The organism is Zhongshania aliphaticivorans, assembly GCF_902705875.1.
GTDB lineage: Bacteria > Pseudomonadota > Gammaproteobacteria > Pseudomonadales > Spongiibacteraceae > Spongiibacter > Spongiibacter aliphaticivorans_A.
In genome coordinates this window covers 2,525,413-2,539,083 of record NZ_CACSIK010000001.1, presented here as the reverse complement: position 1 = coordinate 2,539,083, position 13,671 = coordinate 2,525,413, and the positions used below count along the sequence as shown (strand labels likewise).

11 protein-coding genes are annotated in these 13,671 nt (G+C 47.0%); 7 read left to right on the top strand and 4 right to left on the bottom strand.

Annotated features, from left to right (window positions below; all coding sequences use genetic code 11):
• The first annotated feature begins 14 nt into the window (after positions 1-14).
• Both AELLOGFF_RS11440 and AELLOGFF_RS11435 read left to right on the top strand, forming a co-directional pair.
• Positions 15-1,391, top strand: a complete 1,377-nt coding sequence (locus tag AELLOGFF_RS11440; RefSeq protein ID WP_159268863.1) for a DUF1329 domain-containing protein — start codon at positions 15-17, stop codon at positions 1,389-1,391.
• Positions 1,392-1,430: 39 nt separating this feature from the next.
• Positions 1,431-3,176 (top strand): acyl-CoA dehydrogenase, encoded by a 1,746-nt coding sequence (locus tag AELLOGFF_RS11435; RefSeq protein WP_159268862.1) that lies wholly within the window; start codon positions 1,431-1,433, stop codon positions 3,174-3,176.
• Between the two features lie 108 nt (positions 3,177-3,284).
• Here the strand turns inward: AELLOGFF_RS11435 and AELLOGFF_RS11430 are convergent, their stop codons facing one another.
• The 3 genes from AELLOGFF_RS11430 to AELLOGFF_RS11420 are packed head-to-tail and all read right to left on the bottom strand — an operon-like array spanning position 3,285 to position 5,891.
• Positions 3,285-4,478, bottom strand: a complete 1,194-nt coding sequence (locus AELLOGFF_RS11430) for an acetyl-CoA C-acetyltransferase (protein WP_159268861.1) — start codon at positions 4,476-4,478, stop codon at positions 3,285-3,287.
• 43 nt (positions 4,479-4,521) lie between these two features.
• Positions 4,522-5,178, bottom strand: a complete 657-nt coding sequence (locus tag AELLOGFF_RS11425; protein ID WP_159269384.1) for a CoA transferase subunit B — start codon at positions 5,176-5,178, stop codon at positions 4,522-4,524.
• 11 nt (positions 5,179-5,189) lie between these two features.
• Complete coding sequence (locus AELLOGFF_RS11420; RefSeq protein WP_159268860.1) at positions 5,190-5,891, bottom strand: CoA transferase subunit A; 702 nt, start codon at positions 5,889-5,891, stop codon at positions 5,190-5,192.
• 159 nt (positions 5,892-6,050) lie between these two features.
• Here AELLOGFF_RS11420 and AELLOGFF_RS11415 point away from each other — a divergent pair, with 159 nt between their 5' ends.
• From AELLOGFF_RS11415 to AELLOGFF_RS11400, 4 genes are all read left to right on the top strand, one after another.
• Positions 6,051-7,019, top strand: a complete 969-nt coding sequence (locus AELLOGFF_RS11415; RefSeq protein WP_327785486.1) for a LysR family transcriptional regulator — start codon at positions 6,051-6,053, stop codon at positions 7,017-7,019.
• 170 nt (positions 7,020-7,189) lie between these two features.
• Positions 7,190-7,987: an SDR family oxidoreductase gene (locus tag AELLOGFF_RS11410; protein ID WP_159268859.1), complete on the top strand. Its 798-nt coding sequence runs from the start codon at positions 7,190-7,192 to the stop codon at positions 7,985-7,987.
• 192 nt (positions 7,988-8,179) lie between these two features.
• On the top strand, positions 8,180-8,887 hold the full coding sequence (locus AELLOGFF_RS11405) for a crotonase/enoyl-CoA hydratase family protein (protein WP_235035705.1): 708 nt from the start codon (positions 8,180-8,182) through the stop codon (positions 8,885-8,887).
• A gap of 217 nt (positions 8,888-9,104) precedes the next feature.
• Positions 9,105-10,121, top strand: a complete 1,017-nt coding sequence (locus tag AELLOGFF_RS11400) for a nucleoid-associated protein (protein WP_159268858.1) — start codon at positions 9,105-9,107, stop codon at positions 10,119-10,121.
• A 71-nt stretch (positions 10,122-10,192) separates the two neighbouring features.
• Here the strand turns inward: AELLOGFF_RS11400 and AELLOGFF_RS11395 are convergent, their stop codons facing one another.
• Complete coding sequence (locus AELLOGFF_RS11395) at positions 10,193-11,188, bottom strand: adenosine kinase (RefSeq protein ID WP_159268857.1); 996 nt, start codon at positions 11,186-11,188, stop codon at positions 10,193-10,195.
• Positions 11,189-11,367: 179 nt separating this feature from the next.
• Here AELLOGFF_RS11395 and mrcB point away from each other — a divergent pair, with 179 nt between their 5' ends.
• Entirely contained in the window at positions 11,368-13,662 is a 2,295-nt protein-coding gene (gene mrcB / locus AELLOGFF_RS11390; protein WP_159268856.1) for a penicillin-binding protein 1B, read from the top strand.
• The last annotated feature ends 9 nt before the right edge of the window (positions 13,663-13,671 follow it).

Below are 13,671 nucleotides of genomic sequence, written 5' to 3'. Positions count from 1 at the left end.
TGTCAGGGTTTAATATGCACTTGCACAAATGGTCATCAAGATTAAATCGTCGGGATTTTTTACGTTACGGTTCAGCTTTTGCTGGTGCCGGTGTACTCGCTCCGCTGTGGTCGACCATTGCGTCTGCTGGTGATGTGAGTAAAGCGTATCCCGATGAACTACTCTCTATAGAGTCTTATACTCGAGGAAAAATAAAGGTTGGCGACTATATAACCGCAGACAATGTTGAACTTGTTAAGGAATTATTAGATCCCGCTAAATATAAACATGTCTCGGAAATGGGACGTAAATTAAAGGTTGTGGCAACAACAACCGACTGGATGAAAATGGGGCCGTGGGAATACCAAAACGCAACCCTGTCAAATCAGGGCATGGCAAGGTTTGATAAGGCCGGCAATGTTCGGGTTGCCGACGGTAGTCCATGGATTGGTGGCCATCCCTTTCCCGGAAGCGACTCGGCCCTGGAGCTTTTTGCTGGTTTAACCTTATCTTGGGGTAGGCATGATGCAAATCTGTTTGCTATGAAGGAATACGATGTTAATCCTCTTGGCGAAATTGACTATCAATACGATTTGGTTTGGGCAGAGCTTTCACCGGTAGGGCGGCTTGTTTTAGAGCCGCAACCGTATTGGCCAAAGCATCGCGATAAACTTCGTTTCAATACCGTTGTTTACACTTCTCCAGAGAGTGAGCGAGGCGCATCTTACCTCAATGTTTGGCCTTATGATCAAAATAAATTTCCTGATCTTTATGGCTATGTTCCCTACTTTAGGCGTATCCGTCAGTTTCCGACAAATCAACGTTTTGAACCCTTGGTGCCGGGTTCGGCGTTGTATTTGTCCGATGCTTGGGCAGCTGGTGACCCTTTACACGCATGGGGTAATTACAAAGTGATAGGCCGTCAGCCCATGTTGGCTGGCTTGTCTTCTGGTTGGAACTCAGATCACGATAATTGGGAGCATGGCGTTCACGGCGGCCCTAAGGGTGATAGCTTTTTTGATAGTGTTGTTGAAATGGTGCCCGAGGCGATTATTTGTGAAGCTGAACCTATTGGTTTTCCTCGTGCACCGATCAGCAAGAAACGTGTGTGGTTTGATGCGCGCAATCAGATGCCCTTGGCGATGGTAACCTTCGATCGTGCGGGTGTGCCTTTTCGGTCATTTGATGGCTGCTATTGTCAGTTTGAAAATGGTACAAAAAATGTAATGAACGGAAAACACCCTTATTGGTCATGGGCCTATTTTCATGCCTATGAATTTCAGAGTGGACGTATCACCCGAGTAGAGCATGTTAAAGAGCTCAAAGGAGGCCACAAGAGCTCGGTGAATGACCCTTCAATCTTTCCTCGCTATTTAACGCATTCGGCATTGTCTCGTTTAGGCCGAGCATAAGTATGTGCTAGATAGTTAAGTACCACAGAGTAACTTATTATGAATTATTACAAGGCAAGGACAGATGATATTGTCCACACCATTCGTTCTCTTATACGCAGTTGCCAGCTGGATAGTTTGCCCAACTATGAAGGCGTTGATATGACATTGATTAGGGAGGTTGTCAGCGGTGCGGCGACTCATGCGGAAAATTTCTTTGCGCCAATTAATAAAGATGCTGACAGCGAAGGATGTCGTCTTGAAAATGGCGAGGTGCTTGTTCCCAGCTCCTTTAGTCAATTGTATAAAAATTTCGCAGAAGCGGGCTGGCCCTCTGTGTCTTGCTCGCCGGAGTTTGGTGGCCATGGATTACCGCATTTAGTTGCTTGTGCGGTGAATGAGAATTTTATGGCGGCCAGCCTGAGCTTTTCAATGGTGAGCTTACTATCTCAAGGAGCGATCTCGGCGCTGACTAAACACGGTGACGACAAGTTAAAGGCTACCTATTTACCTAAGTTGGTATCTGGAGAATGGACGGGGACAATGAACCTGACAGAAGCGCAATCGGGTTCTGACTTAAGTACAGTGAGAACCTCGGCGGTGAAAACCGGAGAGCATTATCTTATCAAGGGTCAAAAAATATTTATAAGTTGGGGCGATCACAACGTTGCCGAAAATATTATACATCTCGTTCTCGCACGGGTTGCTGGTGCAACCAAAGGCAATAACGGCTTATCGCTGTTTATCGTGCCTAAGTATTTATTAGGTAAACACGGTGAACTCACTGAGCGCAATGATGTTCATCCTCTATCTATTGAAGAGAAACTTGGAATTCACGGCAGCCCTACCTGTGTGCTGGATTTCGGCGGCAACAGTGGCGCGATTGGATACTTAATCGGTGAGGAAGGGCGTGGTTTGTCGTATATGTTTACGATGATGAATCATGCAAGAATTGGGGTCGCGCTGCAGGGTGTTGGGGTGTCTGAGTGTGCTTATCAACAGGCACTGGCATACGCAAAAGAGCGTGTGCAAGGCGGTACGGAAATCATTAATTACCCTGATGTGCGTCGTATGTTAATGCAAATGCGTGCTTTAACAGAAGCGGCGCGTGTTGTCTGTTATTACGCGTATGCGCAATTAGACCTTTCTGAAAGTGAGGAGGGTAGTGATGGTGATGCTCGTCTTGCTTTGGTTACGCCACTGGTGAAAACATGGTCCACAGAGATTGCGAATGAAGTGACCTCCATGGGGATACAGGTTCACGGTGGGGTGGGCTTTATCGAAGAATTTGGTGCTGCTCAGTTATACCGCGATGCGCGTATCTTGGCGATCTATGAAGGCACTAACGGAATTCAAGCGCTTGATTTTACTAAGCGAAAAGTTATTCGTGATTCCGGCGTTGAAATTAAACGCATGATCCATATGATTCGTACCGACGCCTATAAATTCCAGCGGCGTGAGAGTGATATCTCAGATATGGGACTGAATTTAATGGAAGCTGTCATGGTGCTACAGGCGGCAACTGATTGGATTTTAGCCAATAAAGATGATGATGAATTTATTGAAAGCGTTGCTTTCGACTTTGTTATGCTCACGGGTTATGTATGCGCGGGATCATTGCTCTGTGATAAGGCGATGTTGTCGAGCACTATGCCGTCGAAGAGCGAAGATGTAGATTATTTGTCGGCGAATATTTCCGTTGCCGGATTTTATATTAATAAAATTTTACCGCGTGTCCACGCCCATTGGATTGCCATTCGTTCTGGCTCAGATGATGTCATGGCTTTGTCGGTGGGGCAGTTTTAGGCGGGTTAAGCGACTCAACGGTTTCAGGTGTTGAATGTTTGATAAGCAATACTAGCCATTTTTGTGACTAGTATTGCCTTTTTTCTGTTTATAACATCAAACCGTTATTTATCGTGTTACCGCGATAGCAACGCCTTGTCCGCCACCAATACAAAGAGTCGCGAGTCCTTTTTTTGCATTTCTGCGTTTCATCTCGTGAAGCAAGCTGACGAGGATGCGGGCGCCAGATGCGCCAATGGGGTGTCCTAGCGCAATCGCGCCACCATTGACGTTCACGATGTTAGTATCCCATGTCATCTCTTGATTCACGGCAATGGATTGGGCCGCGAAGGCTTCATTGGATTCCACAAGTTCAAGGTCGCCAACGTTCCAAGCTACTTTAGCAAGGCATTTTTGCGATGCGGGAATGGGGGCGGTGCCCATAATCGCGGGGTCGACACCTGCGCTAGCGTAGCCCGCAATGGTTGCCAGTGGGCTTAGTCCAAGTTCCTTGGCTTTCTCTTCACTCATTAAAAGTAAGGCAGCCGCGCCGTCATTCAGACCTGAGGCATTACCTGCGGTTACGCTACCGTCTTTGGCGAATGCGGGTCGTAGGCGGCTAAGCATCTCGGCATCTGTGCCGGCACGCGGAAATTCATCTACTGCAAAAGTGATGGGATCTCCTCGCCGTTGAGGAATTTCGATGGGCACGATCTCGTCCACAAAGTTGCCATTCGTAATGGCTTGTTGCGCTTTTAATTGTGATTCGGCAGCAAACTGGTCTTGCTGTTCGCGGCTGATATTATATTTTTTAGCAATATTTTCGGCGGTGATGCCCATATGGTAATCGTTAAATGCATCCCATAAGCCGTCTTGGATCATTGTGTCTTTTAATTCCCAGTTTCCCATTTTTTGCCCATCACGGGATTTGGGGAGGACGTGTGGCGACAGGCTCATATTTTCTTGGCCACCGGCGATAACGATGTCTGCATCGCCACAAAGAATAGCTTGCGCTGCAAGGTGTACGGTTTTCATGCCACTGCCACATACTTTGTTGATGGTCATGGCTGGGCAGGTTTCAGGTAGACCTGCGGCGATGGCGGCTTGTCGAGCCGGGTTTTGTCCTGCGCCGGCAGTTAATACCTGGCCAAAAATAAGCTCGTTAACCTGTTCGGCTTTTACTCCTGTACGAAGGAGTAGCTCGCTAATGACCTTGGCACCTAAAACATGGGCAGGAGTGGTGGATAAAGTGCCATTGAAGTTACCAATAGCGGTGCGAACGGCGTCGACAATGACAACCTTACGCTTTGGATCTATAACCATGTTACTTTCTCCGGTGTTTTGTTGGGTTTCAAATCGTTAATGGCTACAAGGACATCTCGGGCACATGTTCTGGAACGACTAGCTCACCTTCGGTGAGTCTAACAATATCGTCAACACTAACACCCGGTGCGCGCTCTTTTAACCAAAATTTATTGTCGGCAATTTCTATATAAGCCAAATCAGTGACCACCTTTTTAATGCAGCCGGCTCCGGTGAGTGGGAGGCTGCATTTGGTGAGCAATTTTGACTCGCCATGTTTGCTGGCGTGGGTCATGGTAACAATAATATTGTTTGCGCCGGCGACTAGGTCCATCGCGCCACCCATGCCTTTTATTAATTTGCCTGGAATCATCCAGCTGGCAATGTTTCCAGCAATATCGACTTCAAATGCACCCAATACAGTTAGGTCGACATGGCCGCCACGAATCATGGCAAAGGATTCTGCTGACGAGAAAATTGACGCGCCGGTGGCTGCGGTCACAGTTTGTTTACCGGCATTAATCATGTCGGCATCTATTTCGCTTTCCGTTGGGAATGGCCCCATTCCCAGTAAGCCATTCTCTGACTGCAGCATAACCTCTACTCCCTGAGGGATGTAGTTGGCTACCAGTGTCGGGATGCCAATGCCCAAATTTACGTAGTAACCGTCCTGTAATTCCTGTGCTACACGTTGCGCTAATTGTTCACGAGTTAAAGCCATCATTATTCTCCTTATGCGGTGCGAACGGTGCGTTGTTCTATGCGTTTTTCGAAACTGCCTAAAATGAGGCGGTCTACGTAAATACCTGGCGTGTGAATGTGGGCGGGATCTAGTTCGCCGGGCTCGACGATTTCTTCGACTTCCACGACGGTGATTTTTCCTGCCGTTGCCGCCATAGGGTTAAAGTTTTGCGCTGTGTGTCTAAAAACAAGGTTTCCGTAGCGATCCGCTTTCCAGGCTTTGACGATGGCGAAATCGCCAGTTAATGCTTCTTCCATAATGTATTGACGACCGTTGAACTCTCTGACTTCTTTGCCTTCGCCAATAGGTGTACCAAATCCGGTTGCGGTATAGAAAGCGGGGATGCCGGCACCGCCAGCGCGAATTTTTTCCGCCAGTGTTCCCTGTGGTGTCAGTTCGACTTCAAGTTCGCCGGAGAGTAGCTGAGTTTCAAATAACTTGTTTTCACCCACGTAAGAAGACACCATTTTTTTAATTTGTTTGTCTTCTAGGAGAATGCCTAAGCCAAAGCCATCAACGCCGCAATTGTTGGAAATAATAGTCAGCTCGCGGCAGCCTTTGCGCTTGATTTCAGAAATTAGGTTTTCTGGGATACCACAGAGGCCAAAACCACCGGCGATGACCGTCATGCCGTCTTCTAGCCCCGCCATGGCATCTTCATAGCTATTTACTACTTTGTTAAATCCAGCCATTGCTTGTGCTCCTCACGCTGTGTTTTATCTGAACGGGTGGCGCTCAGGGTTTTTATTGTGGGACGCTAAAATTCAATATTAGCGCTGTTATTGCTAACAGTGACGCAAGTGATTATATTGATCAAATGGATATAATTTATTGATTAATAGATTTTATGAATTAAATGTTGGGAGGCTCACATCAACGTTACCCTTAAACAGGTTCGTGCTTTTGTTGCCGTAGTACAGTCTCGCAGCTTTGCAGAGGCGGCGGTGCTGGTCCATTTGTCTCAACCTGCGTTGAGTAGTGCGATCAAGGTATTAGAAACAACCATTGGTGGGCCATTATTACTTCGCACAACTCGCAGTTTTGTACTTACCCCAGAAGGTGAAAGTTTTTACCCCGTGGCGCTGCGCCTACTTGCGGATTGGGACGGTGCTTTTGACAGTCTGCATCAGCGATTTGCCTTGCGCGCCGGTAAAATTAGTATTGCAGCTATGCCGTCCTTTGCCAGTAATCAGCTACCCATTGCTATCCGTCACTTTAAGACCCACCATCCTGAAATTAAAATCACCCTCAATGATGTTATCGCCGAAGAGGTGGTTGCCATGGTGCGCAGTGGACGCGTTGAATTGGGGGTTAGCTTTGATCCCAGTGATGGAAAAGCGGGGAGTGGGAAACAGTTTGATGGCGATGATCTGTTATTTAGCCCATTATTTGAAGATCGTTTTGTCGCCGTATTGCCACCGGGTCATTCTCTTTTAAGTTTAAAGGAACTTAGCGCTACGCAATTATTGCAGTCAGAATTTATTAGCCTGCAAGCGCCTTCTCGGGTACGTCAGCTCATATCTCGCGAATTTGTACGCTTGGGTTTGTCCTTTACACCGGCATTTGAAACGCATCAATTGGTGACTATCGGTAGGATGGTTGCTAACGGTCTTGGGGTGAGCGTTGTGCCCTCATTGTGTCAGGCGCAAATGCATGAACTTGGCGCCCATTGTCGCCCATTATTAGAACCGACAATACGCCAACAAGTTGGCATCATTACCCGCCGTCGCTACCCTTTATCAGCGGCTTGTCAGGCCATGGCGAATACCCTTCAGGATACATTTTTTAATGCTGAATTTGAAAATTCTAACAACTACTAATCAGTGTTAAGTTTATGGCTGGTGGCGTGTCCAGCGTTAATAGCTCTTTTGATCAAGCAAAAAGACGTTGTAGCTTATTGTGAATGACAGCGAGACTCGGTGGTGTATAGTGCAATTTAGCCCAGTTCAATCTACAGCGCGACGTAGGGTAGGGTATATAGGAAGTGCTAATGGATATTAATAATAAAACCATTTGGATAACCGGGGCGAGTTCTGGGATAGGTTTAGAGCTCTGCCGTCAGTTAGCCTCTAAGGGGGCGCGAATTATATTGTCCGCTAGGCGTCGTGAATTACTTTTAGAGGTTGCGGCGTCATTGCCGGGTGGCTTGGATAGGCATTGGGTGGTGCCGTTGGATTTGGCCAATAGCGATAACCTTGGCGGTATTGTTCAGTCTTCCCTAGCTGACATTGGTCCCGTGCACATTCTGATCAATAATGGCGGCATTTCACAGCGATCGCTGTTCATCGATACCGATTTATCTGTTTATCGCCAGTTGATGGAGGTGAATTACCTAGGCACTGTTGCCATGACAAAGGCCTTGTTACCGGGAATGGTGGCTCAAGGACAAGGCATGGTGGTGAGTGTGAGTAGTGTCGCAGGTAAAATAGGGTCTAAATTGCGCACTGGGTATTCTGGGTCTAAGTTTGCGGTTGTAGGCTTTATGGATTGCTTGCGGGCAGAGACTGCGGAACATGGAATTCAATGTTTAACTGTGTGCCCTGGCTCCATTCAGACAAATATTGCGATTAACGCCTTAAATGAACATGGCGCGGCTCAAAATAAAAACGATGATTCGATATTGAATGGTATGTCTGTAGAGAAGTGCGTACAGGGTATAGTCAAAGCAATGCTAAATAATAATGACGAAGTTGTGGTTGGGAAGGGGCTTAGCGCTATTGCTCCAACAATAAAGCGGTTTTTCCCTGCTTTGTTTAATAAAATCTCAGCAAAAATGGAGTATCGCTAGAGGGTTCTTTGGCCTGTTGATACTAAAGAGTTTTACGTTTTAAGACGTTTCTACGGTATTCACCCTTTTGACGTGACATTGGACTTCCTGAGTCTGCCCTGTAAATGAATTAATTACTCGTAAAAGCTGGTAGCTTGCGGTTCATTTCCCTAGAATGCAAAACGATGTTTTCAGTGATAACACTAGAGGCCCATGATGACAGATTTGGTTAACTATCAACTAGACGGCAAAATTGCCACTATAACAATGCAAAATGGCAAGGTTAATGCGATGTCGCCAGATCATATTGCCGCCATCAATGGCGCGCTAGATCAGGCTGAACAGGAAAAGGCTGCGGTTGTGGTATTGGCTGGGAAACCGGGAATATTCTCGGCGGGGTTCGATTTAAAGGTGTTTCAGGCTGATGCTCGTGAGGGTGTCGAAATGGTGAGGGCGGGATCTAGATTGTGTCGTCGTTTACTGGCCTTCCCTATGCCGGTACTGGCCGTTTGCACAGGGCATTCTCTCGCTCAAGGTTGCTTTACACTCATGGCGTGTGATTTTCGCATTGGAGTGGAAGGCCCATTTCAGCTTGGGTTAAACGAAATTCAAATTGGCATGACTATGCACCACTTTGGTATTGAATTGCCGCGTGCTCGACTAACCCCTGCCTGTTTTCAGCGTGCAATAACAACCGCACAAATGTTTTCTCCTCAAGAGGCTGTTGAGGGTGGTTTTCTTGATAAAATCGTTCCTGCAGATGCGTTACCAGCGACAGTTCAGGCTGAGGCAAACCGCCTAGCAGGTTTGAATCTGGTGGCCCACCATGTAACAAAATTGAAAATGCGGGCTTCACTACTCAAAACACTCGATGACGCAATTGAGTTAGACTACCAAGAACAGTTGGCATTATTAGCTTAGTGCTAACCTAGCTGTTCACAATAACGGTGAGTTTCACTTTTAATGTTAGTAGGCGCCCTAGCTCATAAAATGTTGCTAGGGTGCTAATAGAATAATGAGCAGTTGCGATTGTGTAAGTGAACATATCCTGCCCATCCTGGTTTTCATAAAATAAACTTTGTCTGAATGATGCGCCCTGAAGGGTGGTGTCATGCTTTTATAATTAGCGGAGTAAATAATGATCGATGTGAGTTCTGCTCGGCTGAGTAATATTGCTGTGCATAGGGTTGGCAATAAAACTAAGGAAGATGGTATTCGTCTTGCTGAAAAGGAAAGCAGTGTTAGTGAGAGTCTAAGTGAATTACTTATTACCCATTACTTGATCCCACTGTCTAAACAAAAAGCAGCTTATGACTTTTTCCATGAATCTGATTTATCGTTAAATACAGTCGCGAATATCACCGCAAAAATTTTTGCTAATACCAGTGATTTTATTGCAAACACTCAGGCCCTAGCTAAACATCTGTACTCAACGTCGACTCACCAGAATATTGCTACTGGTGACCTTGTGTTTTTATTGTTTTCAGGATTAAAAATTGGCGATACCGATTCTGCGGGTCTTGCCATTATGAAAATGGAAAACAAAGATGATTTTTTGGAAATAACTGAAACTGACGATGCATTTGATATTAGCGCTAGAAGCGGTATTTCACTTAATAAAATCCAAAAAGGGGCGTTGATTTTTCCCGGTGATCAGGGCGTATTTGTGGTTGATAACTTGGGGCAAAAAACCAAGTACTGGATAGAGTCGTTTTTGAAGGTGTCGCCAAGGGCAACGTCGCAGTCTTATGCAAAAATATGTGGATCAATCTTAAAGGGTATTACTTCTAAAATTGATGATACCCAAGACGTGGCTGAATTAAATGAAAAAATCACTGATAAAATTAATTCGGAACAAGTAACCTCAATTGGTGAAATAAAAGCATTATCTTCTGAGTATATTGATTCAGAATCACTATCAGAAGTGATATCAGGTGTGGTGAGTACGACGGGCGTTGATATTGCGGATGATTATGAAATTAAGCCAAAAGATTTTGCAAGGCAGGCAAAGCCTATCACTAGCCGAGTTAGGGTGCGGGACGGTGTGGGTATGGTTATTAGCGATTCAAAGTACTCAGTGGCGGGGGTGACGGTAACAGATAATCAGGATGGCTTTCAGGCGGTAGTTGATATTAGGGCGCGTAAGGAAAAATAATAAGCCCCATCTTGTTCATTCACGTAACACCAATGTTAGGTAATGCCTTGGTGTTACGTGTTCATGCCATATTAAGCTAGCTGCGCGAGTAGTTCTTGGTGACGCGGACCCGCTAAACGTGGGCCATATTGCGATACTACTTCTGCGGCGGCCAAGCTGGCTAAATTACCCGCTTGCTGGAAATCGTAGCCATGAGTGATCGCATATAAGAATGCACCTGCAAACATATCTCCGGCACCATTGGTGTCTACGGCGTTAACTTTATGGCCGGCAATGGTGTGAAGTTGCTCGCCATCAAATACCAACGCGCCTTTTGCGCCCAAGGTAATTGCAAAGGTCTTGCTTATCTTTTTGAGGGCGCTGATCGCATCGTCTATATTTTCACTTTGTGCCCATCCCAGAGCTTCGGCTTCATTACAGAAAATAAGGTCGACACCGTCACCGAGCATCTCACTTAAACCATCGCGGAAAAAACTCACCATGCCAGGGTCAGAAAAGCTAAGTGCCGTTTTTACCTCGTTGTTTTCTGCTATTTTGCGGCCTGCTATTGCGGCAGCGCGTCCGGTATCTGAAGTAACTAGGTAGCCTTCCGCGTAGAAGTATTGGGACTGACTTAGTGCAGACTCATTCAGCTCACTCACAGAGAGGGTTTCACTAATGCCGAGATTAGTGTTCATACTGCGCTCAGCGTCTGGGCTGATTAAGACTAGGCACTTCCCGGTGACTCCTGGGGATTTTTCACTGCTGAAGTCTGCGTCCACGCCAGCTGATTTGATATCATTCATAAAGAAGTCGCCGTGCTCGTCGTTGGCGACTTTACAAGAATAGTAATTATTAGCGCCAAAATAGGCGGCGGCAATGACAGAGTTACACGCTGAGCCGCCACTTGCTTGGCTGGCATGAACCAAATGGCCGCTTAATTTGTCCATAAGCTCCTGTTGGCGGTCTGCATCAACAAGGGTCATCAGGCCTTTTTCAACACCAAGTGCGTTAAGCTCTTGATCGTTTATTTCGATTTCAGTGTCGACGAGTGCAGCGCCAATGCCATAGAGGTGATATGTTTTCATCTTATTTGCCAGTTACTTGCGGTAAAGTGCCGCTATTATCCGGTTTGATTGTAGATTTGCAATGTAAAGACGGCCAAATGGGCTGTGACTGCCTGTAACTAGCTGTGATTATGTTTGGCTAAGCGTGAACATATAGCATGATGTAGTAAGAATTAATAAATTTGATCTGGTTGTGATGAATGGTTAAAAAATCTCAAAAGCGCATTGTGAGTAAATTGCGTTCAATATCATGGTTGAGCTTGGGGCTGAAATTGGCTCTGGTTGGCTTGGTGCTCTTGCTCATTATGTTTGCCTACAGCGATGCAAAAGTGCGTGGCGCATTTGACGCCAAACGCTACGCACAGCCTGCACAGGTTTATGCCAGACCCTTGGTACTGGCCTCTGGCGCTATATTAACGGCCTATGAGCTTGAGTCTGAGTTGGGTGAGCTTGGCTATCGGTCCCGGCGTTTAGTCAATGAGCCCGGTACGTACTACCGTCAAGGTGATCATTTCTCAATATTTTTGCGCCCCTTTTCTTTTGCCGATGGCGAGCGAGAAGCGCGAAAAATCGAAGTGGATATGAGGGCAACGACCGTTGGCGTCATTCGCAACTCCCTTGGCGAACGGATCACCGAAGATCAATTAGACCCTATGGTGATTGGCGGGGTGTACCCGGGCCGCCATGAAGATCGACTCATGCTGAGCTTGGAAGAGGTGCCACAGATGCTGGTGGAAACCTTGGTGCAGGTTGAAGACCGGCACTTTTATCGCCATTTTGGGATTTCGCCGCGCAGTATTGCACGTGCGTTTTTGGCAAATATAAAGGCGGGGCGCACGGTACAGGGTGGCAGCACCTTAACCCAGCAATTAGTTAAAAATACTATTTTGAGTAATGAGCGGAGTCTATCGCGTAAAGCCAAAGAAGCGATCATGTCCATTCTCACTGAAATGCATTATAGCAAGGACCGTATTCTTGAGGCGTATATTAACGAGGTTTACCTTGGCCAAGAGGGGAACCGCGCTATTCATGGTTTTGGCCTTGCGGCGCGGCATTATTTTAACCGACCTTTAGCAGAGTTAAATCTAGCGCAAATTTCGATGCTGGTGGGCTTGGTGAAAGGGCCGTCATATTACGACCCGTGGCGTCATCCAGAGCGCGCAAAAAACCGCCGCAATATTGTGATGGGTGAATTGGCTGAGCAGGGCTGGTTAACCCCTGCACAGCTTGCAGCATGGCAAAAAGAGCCTCTTGAGTTGGCCAAGTCATCGGCCTTGGACGGCGTTTATCCTGCGTATGTCGATTTAGTGCGTCGCCAGCTTAGTCGTGATTATCAGAGTAAAGAGTTACAGAGCAATGGGCTGCGAATTTTTACGCCGTTTGATCCGGTTTTACAGCGTCGCGCCGAAAAAGCCACGGTGAAATCCTTGGCGCGCTTAGAAAGCCGCAAGAAAGACCTGCAGGTCGCCATGGTGGTAACAAGGGTAAATAGCGGCGATGTCGTGGCGGTGATTGGCGGTAAACGGCCCCGCTATGCCGGCTTTAATCGGGCGCTTGATGCGCTCAGACCGATTGGCTCACTGGCTAAACCGGCGGTTTTCTTGGCAGCCTTAAATCAACCCCGGTATTACAATTTATTGACCCGTGTTTCGGATGAGCCCATTACGATCCCCAATGCCAATGGCTCGCTGTGGAAGCCTTCTAATTATGACCGTAAATCCCATGGTGACGTTGCCCTGCATACGGCGCTGTCTCATTCCTATAACTTGGCAACGGCCAGATTAGGGATGGATGTGGGCTTAGATAATGTCATGGATATGTTTAAACGCCTAGGCATTCACCGGCCTTTATTAGAGGTGCCGTCAATGTTGTTGGGTGCGGCCGAATTGGCTCCCATAGAAGTGGCAGCCATGTATCAAACCATTGCTGCGGATGGTCGATATACACCATTGCGGACGATTTATGCCATAACTGACAGCGAAGGTGAGCTGTTGGCGCGCTATCCACAAAAGCCTCGAAAAGTGGTGAACCCTGCCGCGGTTCATGTATTGCAATATGCGATGTTAGAAACCGTGCGCGAAGGAACAGGTAAAGGTGTTTATCGGGTTTTACCTAAGGACTACCGCGTTGCGGGAAAAACGGGAACCAGTAACGATACCCGTGATTCTTGGTTTGCCGGCTTTGCGGGTGATTACATGGCGGTGGTGTGGATGGGCACCGACAATAATGCGTCTACAGGATTAACGGGTGCCAGTGGTGCATTAACCGTGTGGCGTCAGTTTATGGCTGAGGCAAGCACAGAGCAAATGCCTTTTTCACAGGTTGCCGGTGTGGAATATCAGTGGGTAGATGGCGAGTCGGGACGGTTAACCCAGTCATGGTGTGATGGCGCACGTTATATGCCCTTTATGAGAGGCAGCGCACCCACAGAAAGTGGGGGCTGCGCGCCAGACGGGGAGAAGATGTGGCAATGGTTTAAAGGTGTTTTTGACTAGGATGGCAAT

Coding starts and splice junctions, on each gene's coding strand:
- mrcB (WP_159268856.1), top strand. CDS start 11,368: ATGGTTAAAAAATCTCAAAAGCGCATTGTGAGTAAATTGCGTTCAATA.
- AELLOGFF_RS11395 (WP_159268857.1), bottom strand. CDS start 11,188: ATGAAAACATATCACCTCTATGGCATTGGCGCTGCACTCGTCGACACT.
- AELLOGFF_RS11400 (WP_159268858.1), top strand. CDS start 9,105: ATGATCGATGTGAGTTCTGCTCGGCTGAGTAATATTGCTGTGCATAGG.
- AELLOGFF_RS11420 (WP_159268860.1), bottom strand. CDS start 5,891: ATGGCTGGATTTAACAAAGTAGTAAATAGCTATGAAGATGCCATGGCG.
- AELLOGFF_RS11425 (WP_159269384.1), bottom strand. CDS start 5,178: ATGGCTTTAACTCGTGAACAATTAGCGCAACGTGTAGCACAGGAATTA.
- AELLOGFF_RS11405 (WP_235035705.1), top strand. CDS start 8,180: ATGATGACAGATTTGGTTAACTATCAACTAGACGGCAAAATTGCCACT.
- AELLOGFF_RS11440 (WP_159268863.1), top strand. CDS start 15: ATGCACTTGCACAAATGGTCATCAAGATTAAATCGTCGGGATTTTTTA.
- AELLOGFF_RS11410 (WP_159268859.1), top strand. CDS start 7,190: ATGGATATTAATAATAAAACCATTTGGATAACCGGGGCGAGTTCTGGG.
- AELLOGFF_RS11435 (WP_159268862.1), top strand. CDS start 1,431: ATGAATTATTACAAGGCAAGGACAGATGATATTGTCCACACCATTCGT.
- AELLOGFF_RS11430 (WP_159268861.1), bottom strand. CDS start 4,478: ATGGTTATAGATCCAAAGCGTAAGGTTGTCATTGTCGACGCCGTTCGC.